Origin of the sequence: Kaistia defluvii (genome assembly GCF_040548815.1) — a bacterium.
Taxonomy (GTDB): Bacteria; Pseudomonadota; Alphaproteobacteria; order Rhizobiales; family Kaistiaceae; genus Kaistia; species Kaistia defluvii_A.
Window position 1 is genome coordinate 408,475 of record NZ_JBEPSM010000003.1, and the last position, 16,284, is coordinate 424,758.

Sequence of the window (16,284 nt, forward strand, 5' to 3'; positions counted from 1 at the left end):
ATGCTCCAGCGAACCGGACTGCGAGAGCACGTCAGAATGATCCGCGCCGCTGCGGAAGGGAAGAAAATTCGCGCGGGAGGTTGGGCTTGGGGTTCGCGGCATTTCGGCAGAGCGCCGGACAGGCTCCACCATCATCCTGAGGTGCCCGGCAAGGCCGGGCCTCGAAGGAGGGTTCAGGGAACGGCCTTGGGGCGACGCGCCGTCCGCGAAGATGCCCGCTGGACCCTCCTTCGAGGCTTCGCTGACGCGAAGCACCTCAGGATGATGGTCGGCGCAGGATTTCGCGAGCGAAGCCCACCAGGATGACGGCGAGGGTGGGGAGAGGGGGCGAACATCCACGTGGCGCCGTCGGCCGGCGTCGTCAGAACGTGCTGTCCGCCCGGCCGGCGCTGTCTTCACATCCGCCAGTCGACCCCTGCGCTCCGCCCGCCCCAAACCCTCCGTCGTCATCCCGGCGGAGGCCGGGATCCAGACACTCCGGCCTCAACGGAAGGTTGCAACCAAGATTTCCAAAGCCGGTGTTCCTGGGCCCCGGCCTTCGCCGGGGCGACGGTCCGCGGCCAACAAAAAAGCGACCGCGCCGGTCGTGGCGCGGTCGCTTCATCAAGGGCTGGCCCCTCCGGCGTGCGGTAGGGCCAGCAAAGAGAGTCCTCAGCCGGTGCGGCTGAAGCGGAACAGGGTTTCCTGGTGATAGGTCTCGCCGGGGCGCAGCACCGCGCTCGGGAAGTCCTTCTGGTTGGGCGCGTCGGGGAAGAGCTGCGCCTCCAGGCACAGACCCGCATTGGCGCCATAGACTTCGCCATTGATGCCGGCGTCCTTCGAGGCCACCATCTGGCCGCCATAGAACTGCACGCCCGCCTCGGTCGAGGTGACTTCGAGCGCGACGCCGCTCTTCGACGAGGAGAGCACGGCGATCGGCTGCGGCGTCGCGACCTTTTCGCGCCGGACGACCATGTTGTGGTCGTAGCTCTCGACCACGCCGTCATGGCCTTCGCCAAAGCGGCGGCCCCCACGGAAATCATATTCGGTGCCGGCGACGGGACGGAACTCGCCGGTCGGGATCTTGCCCGCGTCGATCGGCAGGTAGGTCTCGGCCGGGATGGTCAGCATGTGGTCGCGGATGGTGCCGGTGCCGTCGAGGTTGAAATAGCTGTGCTGCGCCAGATTGACCAGGGTCGGCTTGTCGGTCGTGGCGGAGATCACGGTCTTCAGCGTGCCGGGCGCCTCGATCGAATAGGTCAGTTCGACATCGACCTTGCCGGGATAGCCCTCTTCGCCATCGGCGCTGCTGATGCCGAGCGTGACGCTGGACGGCGTCGAGCGCAGCAGCGTCCAGACGCGCGTGCCGAAGCCGTCGAAGCCGCCATGCAGATGGTTCGGCGCCTCGTTCTGCGACACCTGGTAGGGCGTGCCGTCGATCTCGAAGCGGCCATTGGCGATGCGGTTGGCGAAGCGGCCGGCGATCGCGCCGAAATAGGTGCGGTTGCGCAGATAGGCTTCCATGTTGTCGTAGCCGAGCACCAGCGGATGCGGCACGCCGGCGAGGCGGATATCCTGGATCACGGCGCCGAAGGTCAGGATCGTCGCCGTCAGGTCGCCATTCGAGATGGTGATGGCCTCGACGGATGTGCCATCCGGCATCGTGCCGAAGGAGCGGGAAGTCATGTGCGTTCTCTCCATGGGTGTTTTCTAGGCGTTTATTGTCGGCCCCGGCCGGCGAACCGGCCGCGGGCGTATTGGATAGCGAAACTCAGGAACGGTCGTCCGGTGTGGGAAACAGGGGAAACGCCCGTTCGAAGAACCGGAGCGGAGATTGGCGTGGAAATCATTGCGAAAGCAACACCATAGCGGGTGCTGCCGGAGGGTTACCCGCTGAAACCAGCGGAAAGGATCGAACGCCCGCCGCCGGCTCCTTGCCGAGGCCGGGTGGCGCAGGCTCCACCTTGACGCTTCCCCGCGCGCGCCCCTAACGTCCGCCGGCCCCTGTGCCGGCCCTTGATAGCCGGCCGGGCCGGGAGACGTTTCCCGCTTTCCTCTTGTCCCTGCCCATGGAGTGCCGCGCGTGGCCCAGAAGCTCATTCTCGATGTCGATACCGGAACCGACGACGCGGTCGCCATCATGCTGGCGGCGCTGCATCCGGAAATCGAGTTGATCGGCGTCACCACGGTCAACGGCAATGTCGAGGTCAAGTTCTGCACCGACAACACGCTGCGCGTGCTCGACCATATCGGCCGTTCCGACATCCCGGTCTATGAGGGCTCCAACCGCCCCTTCGTGCGCGACAATTTCCCGGTCGCGCGCGGCGTCACCGACCAGGCCTCGAAATTCCATGTCGAGACGCTGCCCGTCCCGGCGGCGAAGTCGAAGAAGGCCGACAAGGGCGCGGTCGATTATCTGGTCGAGACCTATCGCAACGCGAAGGAGCCGATCGTGCTGATGCCGGTCGGCCCGCTCACCAACATCGCTGCGGCACTCGCGGCCGATCCGGATTTCGCCAAGCGCGTGCCGGAGCTGATCATCATGGGCGGCGGCCACGAGATCGGCAACATGACGCCTTCGGCCGAATTCAACATCTGGGCGGATCCGGAAGCGGCGGCGCGGGTGTTCTCGGCCGGCTTCGAGAAGGTGACGCTGGTGACGCTCGACGCGACGCACCGGGCGCTGATTTCCTATGCCGATTGCGACCATCTCGCCATGCTCGGCACGCCGGCCGCCCAGGCGACCTCGGACATCGTGCGCTTCCGCATCGAGATGCACGACATTTCCCAGAAGATGGAGGTGCTCGGCACGGCGCCGGTGCATGACGCGGTCTGCGTCGCCTATCTGGTCGATCGCGACGTGCTGACCACCCGCCACCTGCATGTCGACGTGGAGACCGGCGGCGCGCTGACGGTTGGCCGCACGGTGATCGACACGCATTTCCGGGGCAATCGCGAGCCGAACGCCCACGTCGCCTTCGACGCCGACCCGAAGCGCTTCGTCGCCATGATGACCGAGATCTTCTCTCATCCGCACGGGTAGGGGAGGGCGGCTTTCACCTCTCCCATGGGGAGAGGTCGGAGCGAAGCTCCGGGTGAGGGGATGCGATCTCGCCGGTGAGGCCTCAACCCCTCACCCGCCACGCTCCGCGTGTCGACCTCTCCCCATGGGAGAGGTGAAGCGACGTATCAACCTCCCCGCCGGACCACCTCGTCCGACGGTACGTCAAACCGGCGGATGCCCTTGACCGCCGCCTCGTCGAGCGCGTCTTCGTAGCCGGCGTCGGCATAGCGGATCACGCCGAGCGAGGTGTCGTTGGTGAGCGCCCGCGCCAGGCGCTCGCCCGTCCCTAAAGAGACCTATCCAGTCAGAACTTGTAGTTCACACCGAGTCGGACGGCGTGAAACTGCGCCGAGTCGCGCCAGCTGATGGATTCCGTGCTGTCGTCGGGGCTCAGGACCGAATGGTTCTTGCTGCCGAGGTCGACGTACAGATATTCGCCCTTCAGGCTGAGCTTGTCGGTGAGGGCGTATTCGGCGCCGGCGCCGAGGGTCCAGCCCCAGCGGACATTGCTGGACGATCCGTCGAAGCCGCCGCTGCGATCGAAAAAGTGATCGCCGGGGCCGCCCCACCAGTAGCCATATTCGTGCCACTTGTAGCTGGCGCTGCTCTTCACCTGGCCATAGGCGAGACCGCCGGTTGCGTAGACGAGCAGGCGTTCGGACGGCGTGACGCCGAGGCGGGGACGGATGGTACCGAACCACTCGATCCTGCTCTCGGTGTCCAGGTCCTCTTTCAGATTATAGTTGTAGTCGGGGCTCGCATCCGAATAGAGCGTGTCAAAATAATCTGCAGAATATTGGTTTTTGACATTGAGATAGTTGAGGTCGGCTTCGATGCCGAGCACAATATTGTTGATCTGGTAATTGTAGCCGATCTGGGCGCCGCCGGTGAAGCCGCTCTTGTTGGAGCTGTCTTCGCTGTTGAACCAGCCATTGGCGAAAGTGCCATCTTCGCCATTGAGGTGGTAGGTCGTGTCGCCGAGCGGATCGCCATTGCTCCAGCCCGCGCCGGCATTGGCGCCGACATAGAGGCCCGTCCAGGAAAAGGCGGATGCAATGGGCGCCGGTTCGCTCGCGGAAACATCCGCGGCATAGGCTGGCGACGCGAGAAGCAAGAGGCTTGATGCGGCGAAGATAAGCTTCATGGATAGGCCTCTCAGGGTTCCTAATCCTTCTTAGCCTTCGCGCAGCACCCTGGCTGTTGCGCATGCGCAACGAGGACACTAATCCGGGGGCACAAGGGGGGCGGCCCCCTATGTGCGGCTCAACCTCCCCGCCGCACCACCTTCTCCGAGGGCACGTCGAACCGGCGGATGCCCTTGACCGCTGCCTCGTCTAGCGCGTCCTCATAGCCGGCGTCGGCATAGCGCATCACGCCGAGCGAGGTGTCGTTGGTAAGCGCCCGCGCCAGGCGCTCGCCCGCGGCGGGCGTGCCATCGGCGACCAGCGTCACGCCCGCCGAGGTCATGTAGCCGGCATAGCCGCCGCCGCCCGAATGCACCGTGACGAGATCGGCGCCGGAGGCCGAGAGCGTCATCGCGTCGAGCAAGGGCCAGTCGGCGATCGCATCCGACCCGTCGCGCATGTTCTCCGTCATGATGTTCGGATGCGCCATCGCCCCGGCATCGAGGTGATCGCGGGAAAAGGCGATCGGCCCGGAGAGCGCGCCCGCCGCCACCAGGTCGTTGACGGCGAGCGCCAGTTCGGTGCGCGCGCCATGGCCGAGCCAGGCGATCCGTGCCGGCAGGCCCTCGAACGGCACGTTGTCGCGCGCCAGCCTTATCCAGTTGGTGACGATGGCGTTGTCGGGAAAGCGCTGCAGCACGAGGTCGTCGATGCGGCTTATGTCGTCGGGATCGTTGGAAAGCGCCATCCACCTGAACGGGCCGATGGCGCGGGCGAACAGCGGCCGCAGATAGGCCTCGGTGAAGATCGGGATGTCGAAGGCGTTTGCGACGCCGGCTTCGCGTGCCTGGGTGCGGATCAGGTTGCCGTTGTCGAACACCACCGAGCCATGCTTCTGGAAATCGAGCATGGCGCGCACATGGGGAACGATCGAGGCGCGCGACAGCGCCATCAGTTTCGCCGGATCGCTCTGCCGCAATGCCCGGACCTCGGCGAGCGAGATCCCCGCCGGCACATAGCCATAGACGAGGTCATGCGCCGAGGTCTGGTCGGTGACGATGTCAGGCACGATGCCGCGTCGAAAAATTTCGGGATAGATCTCGGCCGCGTTGCCGACCAGCGCGATGGAGAGCGGCTCGCGATGGTGGCGGGCGTGCGCAATGCGCTGCAAGGCGGTGTCGAGGTCGGGCGCGATCTCCTCGACATAGCCGATCGCCTTGCGCTTTTCTGCCCGCTCGGGATCGACATCGACGGTGAGGATCGCGGCGTTGGCCATGCGGCCGGCCAAGGGCTGCGACCCGCCCATGCCGCCGAGGCCGGCGGTCAGGATGAAGCGTCCGGCGAGATCGCCGCCGAAATGCTTCTCGGCGATGCGCATGAAGATCTCGTAGGTGCCCTGGATGACGCCCTGGCTGCCGATATATTGCCAGGCGCCGGCCGTCAGCCCGCCCCAGCAGATCAGGCCGTTGCGCTCCAGCTCGTAGAAATACTCCGCCTTGGCCCACTGGCCGACGATGTTGCAGTTCGCCATGATGACGATCGGCGCCTGCACCTGCGTCTTCAAGAGGCCGATCGGCTTGCCGGACTGGACGATCAGCGTCTCATCCTCGTCCATCGTCTTCAGCGCCTGGACGATGGCGTCATGCGCCGCCCAGTTGCGCGCCGCCTTGCCGAGCGCCGCATAGACGATCAGGCTGTCCGGGTCCTCGCCAACCGAGAGCACGTTTTCGAGCAGCCGCAGCAGGCCCTCCTGCCGCCAGCCCTTGCAGCGCAGCGTCGTTCCCGAGGTGACGGGATAGCGGGGATTCGGCATGGAAAGCGCCTCGCGGGTCGGTAATGCGTGCTTCGAGGCCGCCCTGCGGGCGGCGCCTCAGCATGATGGACAGGACGGGTGCCGCACCAGCCCCCATCAGGCCGAGATGCGCGCGCAGCGAGCCTCGCAGCCCGCCGCTATTTTTTCTTCCGCTTCTTCTTCGGTGCGTCCTCAAACACATAGCGCGCGAGCTCGATGCCCATCGCGGCTTCCACCGGCGGATAGACCGAGGGGTCGAGCACGCCGGCCGAAAGCGGGATGATCGCCTTGGGCACATGCAGCACATGCACCGTCATGCCGACATGCAATTGCCCGACAGAGAGCGGCTCGCCATCCTTGTCCAGTGTGGTGATGACATCCGGGAAGGTGGCGAGGCGGGTGCCGCCGGCATCGTCGATCGCCATATATTCGTTCATCACATGCAGCGTCGTCGCCTTGTCGCCGGCGCCGATCACCACCGTGCCGATGTCGAAGGCGGCGTTGGTGTAGACCACGTCCTTGCGGGCGATACGGCCAGAAACCGCGATATGGCCGCCGGTCACCTTGCAGATCGCGTCGATGACGGCGGTGCCGCTGCCCTTGCCGGCCCCCTTGCCATCGGCCGCGACGATCGCCTCGCCGAGCGCCAGCGCCATCGAGATGCCGCCCAGCGCCGCGTTCTTCCGCACATAGCTTGCATGCACCGGATTGCGCGCCGAGGCGATGAAGCCACCCGACATGTCGGAGGCCGTGCGCAGGATCGGCGACACCTTGGCGGTCGCGCCGCGCACCACCAGCTCGATATAGCGGTTGTCGGCCCGGTTGCCGCCGACCGCCGTCTGGATCATCGGCTCGGGCGAGGCGGCAAGCCCGATCGAGCCCATGTCGCCGGTCGGATGCGCGCGGATATCGCCGACGGCGTCGAGCACCTTGGTGCCGAGAATGGCGGAGGGCAGCCAGCCGTTCAGCGTCGAGGAACGGCCGTTCTGGCCGACCATCAGCGCCGCCAGCGGCTCGCCCAGCGCTTCCTGCAGCAGCCGCACGGCGTGGACATAGTCGACGCCCTGCATTTCCCAGGCGGTGGTGCCGGCCGGCGCGCCGATCGCGGCGGCGGTCGCGACCCAGTCATTTTTGTCGAGCTCGTCGACCGTGACCAGTTCCGGCTTGCCGATCCGTACGGCCGCGAGCCCCAGCATGCGGCCATGGTCGGCCCAGCCGCCGCCCCCGGCCGCATAGACCGAGCCGCCGCGCACGGCGGGTTCGACGTCTTTCTCGGTCAGGATGCGGCCCATGCGGTTCTCCTTCAGGCGAGCAGGGTATCGAGGCGCAGCACGGCGTCGAGCAGCACGGCGGCGCCGGCGGCGATCTCGCCCGGCTCCGACCATTCTTCCGGCGTGTGGCTGCGGCCATCCTTGCAGGGAACGAAGATCATAGCCGAGGGGGCGATGCGCGAGAACCAGGCCATGTCGTGGCCGGCGCCCGAGGCCATGCGGCGTGGTGCCAGCCCCAGCGCCTCGGTCGATTGCTCCAGCACGTCGAGCAGCAGCGGATCGGAAAGCGCTGGGCGGTTGTCCGAAATGGCGCGGAATTCGGTGATCCGCGCTCCCGTGCCGGACATGGCGCGCAGGATCAGCGGCCGCAATTCGGCGACGAAGCCTTCCATGAAGCTGCGCTCCTCGGCGCGCGCATCGACCAGCAGCGTCACCCGGCTCGGTACGACATTGGCGGCGTTGGGCTCGACGCGGAATTCGCCGACCGTGGCGACGAAATGGCCGTGCCCCGCCTTGGCGCGGCGGCTCGCATCCTTGGCAATGACCGACACGGCGGCGGCGGCCCCCGCCAGCGCGTCCTGGCGCAGGTTCATCGGCGTCGTGCCGGCATGGTCGGCGCGGCCCTCGATGACGATCTCGAGCCGCGTGATGCCGGAGATCGCCGTGACGATGCCGATGTCGCAGCGCTCGTCCTGGAGGATCGGCCCCTGCTCGATATGCAGTTCCAGATAGGCGGCGATATCGTCGCGCCGCGCCTCGGCGAGATAGGCGACGTCGCCGCCCATGCGGTCGATCGCGTCGCGCAGCACCTCGCCGGTATCGGGCTCCGGCCGTTCCAGCTGCTCGGGCGTCAGCAGCCCGGCGACGGCGCGGCTGCCGATGCAGGAAAGGCCGAAGATCGAGACCTCTTCCGCCAGGCAGTCGATCACCTCGAACGGGTGGTCGAGCTCGGCGCCGTCCTGCTGCAGGCTGCGGGCGACCGCGATGCCGGCCATGACGCCGGCCGTGCCGTCGAAGCGGCCGCCATCCGGCACCGTGTCGCTATGCGAGCCGATGACGATGGTCTTGTGGTCGGGAAAGCGGCCCTCGCGCCGGCCGATCAGGTTGCCGGCCGCGTCGAGGCGGATGGCGAGCCCGGCCTCCTGCATGCGCCGGGCGACGAAGGCGCGGCCTTCGAGAAACATCGGCGTGAAGGCGCGCCGGGTCCAGGGCCGGCCGGGATCGGTCAGTTCGGCGAGCGCCATCAGATCGTCCCAGAGCTGGGTCTCGTCGATCGGCAGGTTGTTGCGCATGGAGGGATCAGGTCTCGATCGGCAGGGTGAGGGGCGGACGCACGAACCGGCCCGAACCAGGTTCGGCCAGCACAGCGCGCCCGTCAAAGACCTGGATTCCGCGCAGGAACGTGCCGCTCACCCGCCAGGGGAGCGTCATGCCGTGATACGGACTCCAGCCCACTACATTATGCCCACTCGCCACCGCATCATAGAGCGCCGGCTCATGCGTCAGCACGGCGATGTCGGCATCCTTCCCGATCTCCAGCGCGCCCTTCTGGTCGGCGATGCGGAAATGCCGGGCCGGGTTCCGGGCCATCAGCCGCGCCGCAGAGGTGAGCGGGATGCCGCGTTCCAGCGCGCCCTTGACGAAGAGCGGCAGCATGACCTCCAGCCCCGGCACGCCGGAGGCGTTGTCCAGCATGGCGGGCTTGGTCTTGCGGTCTTCCGACCAGGAGACGTGATCGGTCGAAACGAGGTCGACATGGCCCAGCGCCACTTGCCGCCACAGCGCCTCGACCTCGGCGCGCGACCGGATCGGCGGGTTGATCTTGGCCTTGCCGCCGAGCCGGCAGACATCGTGCTCCTCGTCCAGCGTCAGATAGTGGATGCAGACCTCGACGGAGGCGGCATGGCCCTCGGCGCGGTAGCGGGCCGCGAGTTCGGCGCCGCGCGCCAGCGACGAATGCACCACATGCGCCGGACACCCGGTCAGCGCTCCGGTCTCGAATATCTCGACATCAGCCAGCAGTTCGGTGATCGGCGGCCGCGACAGGCCATGCGCCCGCCAGTCGGTGATGCCGGAGGCGCGCACCCGCGCCATATGCGCGTCGACGGCCTCGTGGATCTCGTTGTGCACGCCGGCGGACAGCCCGGTCGGCGCGATCGCGGCGAAGCATTCCGCCAGCAGGGCCGGGGGAATGCGGGGAAACCGCTTGGCATCGGTTCCGAAGGTGGAGAACTTGAATGCCGCGACGCCGGCCGCCGCCATTTCGCGGATGCGCACCGTGCCTTCCTCCGGGTCGATCGTGCCATAGAGCGCGAAATCGACGCGCGCCTGCGGCCCGGCATGGTCGAGCTTCCTCTGCACAGCCGCCGCCGAGCAGACGAGGTTGCCCTCGTCATAGGGCATGTCGACGATGGTGGTGACGCCGCCGGCCGCTGCCGAACGGGTCGACCAGATGAAATCCTCCTGGTCCCTCTGGCTCAGCGAATGCACCTGCGCGTCGATCGCGCCCGGCAGGATCAGCGCCTTGCCGAGCGCGTGTTTCTCTCGCGCCAAGGGTGCCTCGCCCTGGCCGACCATGGCGATCTTCCCGTCGCGCACCGCGACGAACCCGCCCTCGATGACGCGGTCGGCCGTGACGACGGTTCCGGATAGGACGAGATCGAAATCGCTCATGGCATCACCGGCGGTTGTCGGGAAGGGAGATTGCGACTCGGCACACCCGCGACGCACCCTCGTCGCCATGTTGACGGCTTTGCCGACGAAATGGGAAGGCCGATTTGCGTTCGGGCCGCTTCTTCAGCGTGCGGGCTGAGCTGATGATGAGGTTACCGGCTGGCTGAGCAAGGCTTCCCCCTCCCCAAAACCGGCAGGCCGGTTTTGACCCTCCCTCAAGGGGAGGGTTCAGGAGGCCCGCCGCGCCGCCAAAGCTCTGCCGACGGATTCCGATGGCGCTTCGGCGGACCGCGCTCCGCTTGAACCCTCCCCTCGAGGGAGGGTCGAAAGCGCATGGCGCTTTCGGGGAGGGGCGCTTGCCATGCGGGAGAGGGCAGGGTGAGGGGGTTGCCTACGTAGGATGGGTCACATCAGGCCGTCGCCCCGGCGAAGGCCGGGGCCTATAACCTCGGTCCCAATAATGGGTCCAAGGCCGGTGCTCCTGGATCCCGGCCTTCGCCGGGATGACGACGGAGCGTGGGTGACGCCGGAGCTGGGATGACGACCGAGCGAGGCGGGGGCAGATCACCCGGCAGCCCTCAGGCGCCCAACTTCAACATCCTGAGGAGCGGCCGGGAGGCCGCGTCTCGAAGGACGCACCGCGCTTCCGCGCGACGACGTTGCCCGCAGACACCCTCACGCCGCGACCTCCGCCAGCCGCCCCGTCCGCTTCGCGACCCGGCGCTCGACGATCGACAGCGCGTCATAGATCAGCACCGCCAGCAGCGCGACGATGATGCCGCCCTGGAGGATGAACGAGGTGTTGGAGGTAAGAAGCCCGGCGATGATCACCTCGCCAAGGCCCTTGGCCGCGACCGTCGAGCCGATCGTCGCCGTGCCCATGTTGATGACGACCGACAGCCTTATGCCGGCGAGGATCACGGGAAGCGCCAAGGGCAGCTCGACGCGAAACAGTTGCTGCGTCGGGTTGAGGCCCATGCCGCGCGCCGCCTCGACGACATTCGCGGGCACTTCCTTGAGGCCGGTGATGGTGTTCTCGAAGATCGGCAGCAGGCCGTAGAGCACCAGCGCGATCAGGGTCGGCTTCAACCCGAAGCCGACCACCGGTACGGCCAGCGCCAGCACCGCGACAGGCGGGAAGGTCTGGCCGATATTGACCAGGCTGCGCGACAGCGGCAGGAATTCGGCGCCGACCTTGCGCGTCACGAACACGCCCATGACCAGCGCCAGCGCCGTGCCGATCAGGCTGGCGATGGCGACAAGGCCGAGGTGATAGAGCGTCAGGCTCAGCAGGCTGCCCTGGTTGTAGATCACCGGCGCGTCGTTCTCGGTGAACGGCTTCAGGATCGGCACGAACCAGTCGGGCCGGAGGATGAGGGCGAGCAGCAGCGCCAGCGCCGCGAGGCGCGCCAGGGGTCCGATGATGCGGCTCACGCGGGCACACCGGCATGGGCGCGCAGCGCCGCGAGCGAGATGCGGCCGACCAGCGTGCCGTCCGCGCTCGCCACCGGCAGCGCGTCGCGCTGGTGCCAGAGCAGCTCGGACAAGGCATCGCGCAGCGTGGCGGTCGCGGCGATCGGCGGGCCCTCGGCCGTGCCGGGCTCGACGATCGACGAGACGGGCGCGAGCGACAGCAGCCGGAACGGCCGGTCGACGCCATTCACCAGCTTTTCGACGAAGCCATGCGCAGGCCGCGCCAGGATTTCCGCCGGCGGCGCATATTGCAGCAGCTTGCCGCCATCCATGACCGCGATCCTGTGGCCGAGATGGATCGCTTCCTCCATGTCATGCGTCACCAGCACGACGGTGATGCCGAGGCGCTGCTGCACGGCGAGCAGGTCTTCCTGCGCCTTGGCGCGGATGATCGGGTCGAGCGCGCCAAACGGCTCGTCCATCAGCAGCAGGCCGGGCTCGGCCGCCAGCGCCCGGGCGACGCCGACGCGCTGCTGCTCGCCGCCGGAAAGCTGGTGCGGGAATTTCTGGGCGAACTCTTCCGGCCTCATGCTGAACAGGGTCAGCAGCTCGTCGACCCGCTTGGCGATGCGGGCGGCATCCCAGCCGAGCAGGGTCGGCACGGTGGCGATGTTGCGCGCCACCGTCCAGTGCGGGAACAGGCCGTTGCCCTGGATGACATAGCCGATGCCGCGGCGCAGTTCCTCGCCGGAGACGGAGGCCGTGTCCTTGCCGTCGATGCGGATCGTGCCGGCGGAAGGCTCGATCAGCCGGTTGATCATCCGGAGCGTCGTCGACTTGCCGGAGCCGGAGGTGCCGACGATGACGGTGATGGTGCCGCGCTCGACGGAGAAGGAGACGTCGTCGACGGCGAGCTGGTCGCCGAAGCGGCGGCTGACATGTTCGAGTTCGATCAAAGCCGGCGCCTTTCGGAAAGCTCGATGGCCGCATCGAGAAGGATGGCGGCGGTGAAGGCGAGCGCGATGGTGGGAACCGCGCCGAGCAGGACGAGGTCGGTGGCGGCCTGGCCGATGCCCTGGAACACGAAGGTGCCGAAGCCGCCGCCGCCGATCAGGGCGGCGATGGTGACGAGGCCGATATTCTGCACCAGCACGATGCGGATGCCGGTGAGGATGACGGGAAGGGCCAGCGGCAACTCCACCTGGAACAGGCGTTGCAACTTGGTCATGCCCATCCCCTCGGCCGCCTCGACGACCGAGCGGCGCACCTCGCCGAGGCCGACCACGGTGTTGGCCACGACCGGCAGCAGCGAATAGAGGAACAGCGCGATCAGCGCCGGGGCCGTGCCGATGCCGCGGATGCCGAGCGAGGCGGCGAGCGGCGACCAGGCGGCGAGCAGGCCGAGCGGCACGATCATCAGCCCGTACATCGCCATGGAGGGCACGGTCTGGATGATGTTGAGGACCGGCAGCGTGATGCCGCGCAGCGTCGCGTTGCGGTGGCAGGCGATGCCGAGCGGCAGGCCGATGACGACGGCGGCGGCGAGCGAGCCCAGCGCCAGCTCGATGTGCTTCGCCCCCTCGCGCCAGAACTTTTGCGCGTTGGTGGCGTATTCCTTCAGGATCGACAGTCCGTCCCAATGGCCGGAGCCGAGGATCAGGGCGACCGCGATCGCGGCCCCCGCCAGCATGGCGAGCCGCGCCAGCGGCCCCAGTTGCAGCTTGGCGATGGCGTCGGTGGTGAGCACGGCGAAGGCGAAGGCCATCAGCCAGAAGCCGGCGGCGGGGGACACCCGGGCATAGCTGTTGTCGGGCGGCACGACCGTCGCCGGCACGATGCCGATCAGCACGGCCAGCAGCAGCAGCGACCCGATGCCCACCGCAAGCCGCAGCAGCGCGCCGGTGCGCAGCACCGCCACGATGGTGGCGATCGACAGCAGGCCGATGCCGATCGCCGCCCACAGGGTCGGCAGCGACTGGGCGAGGCTGAGGCCCTGGCCGGAGATCAGGCGGTTGGGTTTCAGTGTCGCGAAGGATTGCCAGTCCATGCCGAAGATCGCGATCACAGCGACGACGATGCCGACGCGGTCGAGGCGCGCGGTCAGGGGCTGGGCTGCGGTCTGGCTGGCTTCCGTCACGCCGGATGGCTCCCTCTCGTTGCGCAAGAGCTTAAGGGCAAATCGGCGTACCGCAAGGTTAACGGGAAGCTAACAGGCGGGAGGCTGTTAACAGGGGCCGGACGGCGCGTGTTCCACGCCGTCCGGGTTTCACGTGAAGCGCGCTTGGGCGCTTATTTCACGAAGCCCTTCTGGGCCAGATAGGCCTTGGCGACTTCCTTGGCCGGCTCTCCGCCGACCTGGATGCGGCCGTTCAGTTCCTGCAGGGTCTTGAGATCGAGCGAGGCGAAGACCGGCTTCAGCACTTCCTCGATCTTCGGGAACTTCTTCAGCACTTCCTCGCGGATGATTGGCGCCGGGGCATAGACCGGCTGCACGGCCTTGTCGTCGTCCAGCACGACCAGGCCGGCCGCCTGGATGGCGCCGTCCGTGCCATAGACCATCGCGGCGTTGACGCCGTCGGTCTGCTCGGCCGCGGCCTTGATCGTCGCCGAGGTGTCGCCGCCGGAGAGAACCAGCAGCTGCTCGGGCTTCAGCGAGAAGCCATAGGCGGTCTGGAAGGCGGGGAGGGCGGCGGCCGAATTGACGAACTCGGCCGAGCCGGCCAGCTTCACCTTGCCGCCACCGGCGACCCACTTGCCGAAATCGCTCAGCGATTTCAGCTTGTTACCCTCGGCGACGTCGCCGCGCAGGCCGATCGCCCAAGTGTTGTTGGCGGGCGAGGGCGACAGCCAGACGATCTTGTTGGCGTCATAGTCGAGCGTCTTCGCGGTCTCGAAGCCCTTGGCCGCATCCTTCCAGAGCGGATCGTCCGCCTTGTTGAAGAAGAAGGCGGCATTGCCAGTGTATTCCGGATAGATGTCGATCTCGCCGGCCGTGATCGCCTTGCGCACCACGGGCGTGCCGCCGAGCGAGATGCGGTCCTCGACCGTGATCCCGTTCGCCTCGAGCACCTGGGCGATGACGTTGCCGAGCAGCGTGCCCTCGGTATCGATCTTCGAGGAAACGACGACATCGGCTGCGTGCGCCCCGCCGATCGAGGCGAGGATCGCGGCCGCTGCCGCGATGGTCTTCAGAGCTTTCATTGCGGAAGTTCCTCTACTGTCGGTGGGTCTGGGCGAGCATCGTACTTCTTAGGGTTCCGCGCGCGTCAACGCGAGAAAATGAGCTCATCCGTTGTGATGGATTCGTAGAAATTTCTGACTGTCTCCAAGAGCGCAGGCTGAAAAAGGTTGCGTTCGATGGTCTCGATATCGAGTGAAAGCGCACGATCCTTCTCCAGGAAGGCAACTTCGGAGCGGACGGAATCATAGACCATGCCGACCAGCCCGGCTGGTTTCAGGCCCTGCATGTCGAGCCCCTGGGCGGCCAGAAGCGCCTCGATCGCCGTCAGCATCTTCAGCGAGGCGATCTGCCGGTTGAGGCGCTCGACGATCAGCGGCGCGAACATCGCCTCGTCCTCCATGCCGCCCGCGATCAGCAGCGGCATGGCGGAAACCGGGGCCAGATCGGCCATGACGCGGCTGGCGAGGTCGCCCGCCAGCTTGACCAGCGGCCCGAAGCCGGTGGCGTCCGTCGCCTCCGAGACGAGATTGGCCGGCAGCACGCCGCGCCCGCCATTGGCGATCAGGATGATGCGGTTGAGGATATTGCGGGCGAGATGCGCCAGCCCCGGCCCGACGGATTGCAACGTCAGCGCCAGTTCCAGCGGCAGCGACCCGCCCGACGTCATCGGGATGCCGTCGATGACGACGGGATTGTCGTCCGGCCGCGCCGTGGCGGCCTCGACGCTGGCGGCCGCGAAGGCGACGACCCCGGCCGAGGCGCCGAAGATCTGCGCCATCATGCGCAGGCTGAGCGGGTCGTGCAGATGGGTGGCCGGCGCCCAGGGAAAGGCGTCCGCCACCGCCATCAGCACGGTTCCGGCCGCCGCCTCGCGCGGCGAGCCGATGCGCGTCGCCACGCGCCAGGGCTCGGGCGAGGCGCGCAGCGCAGCGGCGGCGCTGGAACCGGTCGCCATGGCGACGCGGATCAGCTGCGCGGCCTCGATCAGCGTCGCGCCGGCGCTGGCGACCGTCAGCGCGTTGGTGCTGACGGCGGAAAGGGCGTCCTTCAGCCGGAAGACCAGGGGCGTCAGGCCGGCTTCGCGCAGCGCTTCCTCGGCGGATTTCAGCACCCCGCGATGGAAGACCTGGCCCTCGCCCGCCAGCGCGGTTGCGACCTGGCTCATCAGCCCGATATCGGCGGCGCCGATCGAGCCGAGCCGGCGCACGACCGGCACGATGTCGGCGTCGAGCGCCGCAACATAGGCGCGGACCAGCTCGGGGCTGCAGCCGACCATGCCGGAAAGCGCCGTGTTGACGCGGATCGCGATGCCGGCGCGAACGATCTCCGGCGGCAGCGGCTCGCCGACGCCGAAGTGATGGGCGCGGACCAGATCGGTGCGATCGGCCGAGGCGGCTAGGGCGATCGACCGATCCTTGATGGCGCCGACGCCCGTCGTCACGCCATAGAGTTGCCGCCCGCCCTCGACCGCGCCGCGCACCGCCTCATAGGCCTTCGCGACCTCGACCAGTCGCACCTCGCACGGCACCACATGCAGCAGGCCGCGGCCTATCAGCGACAGCGTCGACAGACGCAGGGGGGAGCCATCGAGGATTACGGTTTCGCGCGGCGAGGCCGTCCGATCGTCAAGCATCACTTCGACAGCAGCTGGCATGATATCCTTCGCGGGATGGCCGGAACGGAGCCCCTGCCCAGCTTAGCTCAAATTGTCGGCAGGTCAGCCATCATCCGCAAATGGTTTGGCATGATCTTGGCAATAAGCAGCGTCATCGCGGCGCAATTGATCC

General features: G+C 67.5%; 12 protein-coding genes and 1 pseudogene. 1 reads left to right on the forward strand and 12 read right to left on the reverse strand.

What is annotated here, in order from left to right:
* Positions 1-651 precede the first annotated feature (651 nt).
* Positions 652-1,665: an aldose epimerase family protein gene (locus ABIE08_RS18805; protein ID WP_354553372.1), complete on the reverse strand. Its 1,014-nt coding sequence runs from the start codon at positions 1,663-1,665 to the stop codon at positions 652-654.
* A gap of 397 nt (positions 1,666-2,062) precedes the next feature.
* On the opposite strand from ABIE08_RS18805, the gene ABIE08_RS18810 reads away from it, so the two are divergent.
* Positions 2,063-3,022 carry a nucleoside hydrolase gene (locus ABIE08_RS18810; protein WP_354553373.1) on the forward strand — a complete coding sequence of 320 codons (960 nt, stop codon included), beginning with the start codon at positions 2,063-2,065 and terminating at the stop codon, positions 3,020-3,022.
* A gap of 146 nt (positions 3,023-3,168) precedes the next feature.
* Here ABIE08_RS18810 and ABIE08_RS18815 read toward each other — a convergent pair.
* The 11 genes and pseudogenes from ABIE08_RS18815 to ABIE08_RS18865 form a co-directional block, all read right to left on the reverse strand.
* Positions 3,169-3,321 (reverse strand): annotated as a pseudogene (locus ABIE08_RS18815) (hypothetical protein); the annotation flags it as partial.
* Positions 3,322-3,347: 26 nt separating this feature from the next.
* Positions 3,348-4,187, reverse strand: a complete 840-nt coding sequence (locus tag ABIE08_RS18820) for an outer membrane protein (protein ID WP_354553374.1) — start codon at positions 4,185-4,187, stop codon at positions 3,348-3,350.
* Positions 4,188-4,306: 119 nt separating this feature from the next.
* Positions 4,307-5,980, reverse strand: a complete 1,674-nt coding sequence (locus ABIE08_RS18825; RefSeq protein ID WP_354553375.1) for a urocanate hydratase — start codon at positions 5,978-5,980, stop codon at positions 4,307-4,309.
* A gap of 137 nt (positions 5,981-6,117) precedes the next feature.
* Complete coding sequence (locus ABIE08_RS18830; RefSeq protein ID WP_354553376.1) at positions 6,118-7,251, reverse strand: DUF917 domain-containing protein; 1,134 nt, start codon at positions 7,249-7,251, stop codon at positions 6,118-6,120.
* 11 nt (positions 7,252-7,262) lie between these two features.
* Entirely contained in the window at positions 7,263-8,522 is a 1,260-nt protein-coding gene (locus tag ABIE08_RS18835) for a Zn-dependent hydrolase (RefSeq protein WP_354553377.1), read from the reverse strand.
* Positions 8,523-8,529: 7 nt separating this feature from the next.
* Positions 8,530-9,903 (reverse strand): dihydroorotase, encoded by a 1,374-nt coding sequence (locus tag ABIE08_RS18840; protein ID WP_354553378.1) that lies wholly within the window; start codon positions 9,901-9,903, stop codon positions 8,530-8,532.
* Between the two features lie 675 nt (positions 9,904-10,578).
* Positions 10,579-11,337 carry an ABC transporter permease gene (locus ABIE08_RS18845; protein WP_354553379.1) on the reverse strand — a complete coding sequence of 253 codons (759 nt, stop codon included), beginning with the start codon at positions 11,335-11,337 and terminating at the stop codon, positions 10,579-10,581.
* Positions 11,334-12,272: an ABC transporter ATP-binding protein gene (locus ABIE08_RS18850; RefSeq protein WP_354553380.1), complete on the reverse strand. Its 939-nt coding sequence runs from the start codon at positions 12,270-12,272 to the stop codon at positions 11,334-11,336. Before ABIE08_RS18850 ends, ABIE08_RS18845 begins: the two co-directional genes overlap by 4 nt.
* Positions 12,269-13,420, reverse strand: coding sequence for an ABC transporter permease (locus ABIE08_RS18855; RefSeq protein ID WP_354553615.1), 1,152 nt, complete (start codon positions 13,418-13,420; stop codon positions 12,269-12,271). The genes ABIE08_RS18850 and ABIE08_RS18855 overlap by 4 nt, the downstream gene beginning before the upstream one ends.
* A gap of 185 nt (positions 13,421-13,605) precedes the next feature.
* A complete protein-coding gene (osmF, locus tag ABIE08_RS18860) occupies positions 13,606-14,517 on the reverse strand; it encodes a glycine betaine ABC transporter substrate-binding protein OsmF (protein ID WP_354553381.1) in 912 nt (303 codons plus the stop codon).
* A gap of 65 nt (positions 14,518-14,582) precedes the next feature.
* Positions 14,583-16,151, reverse strand: a complete 1,569-nt coding sequence (locus tag ABIE08_RS18865; protein ID WP_354553382.1) for an aromatic amino acid lyase — start codon at positions 16,149-16,151, stop codon at positions 14,583-14,585.
* Between the last annotated feature and the right edge of the window lie 133 nt (positions 16,152-16,284).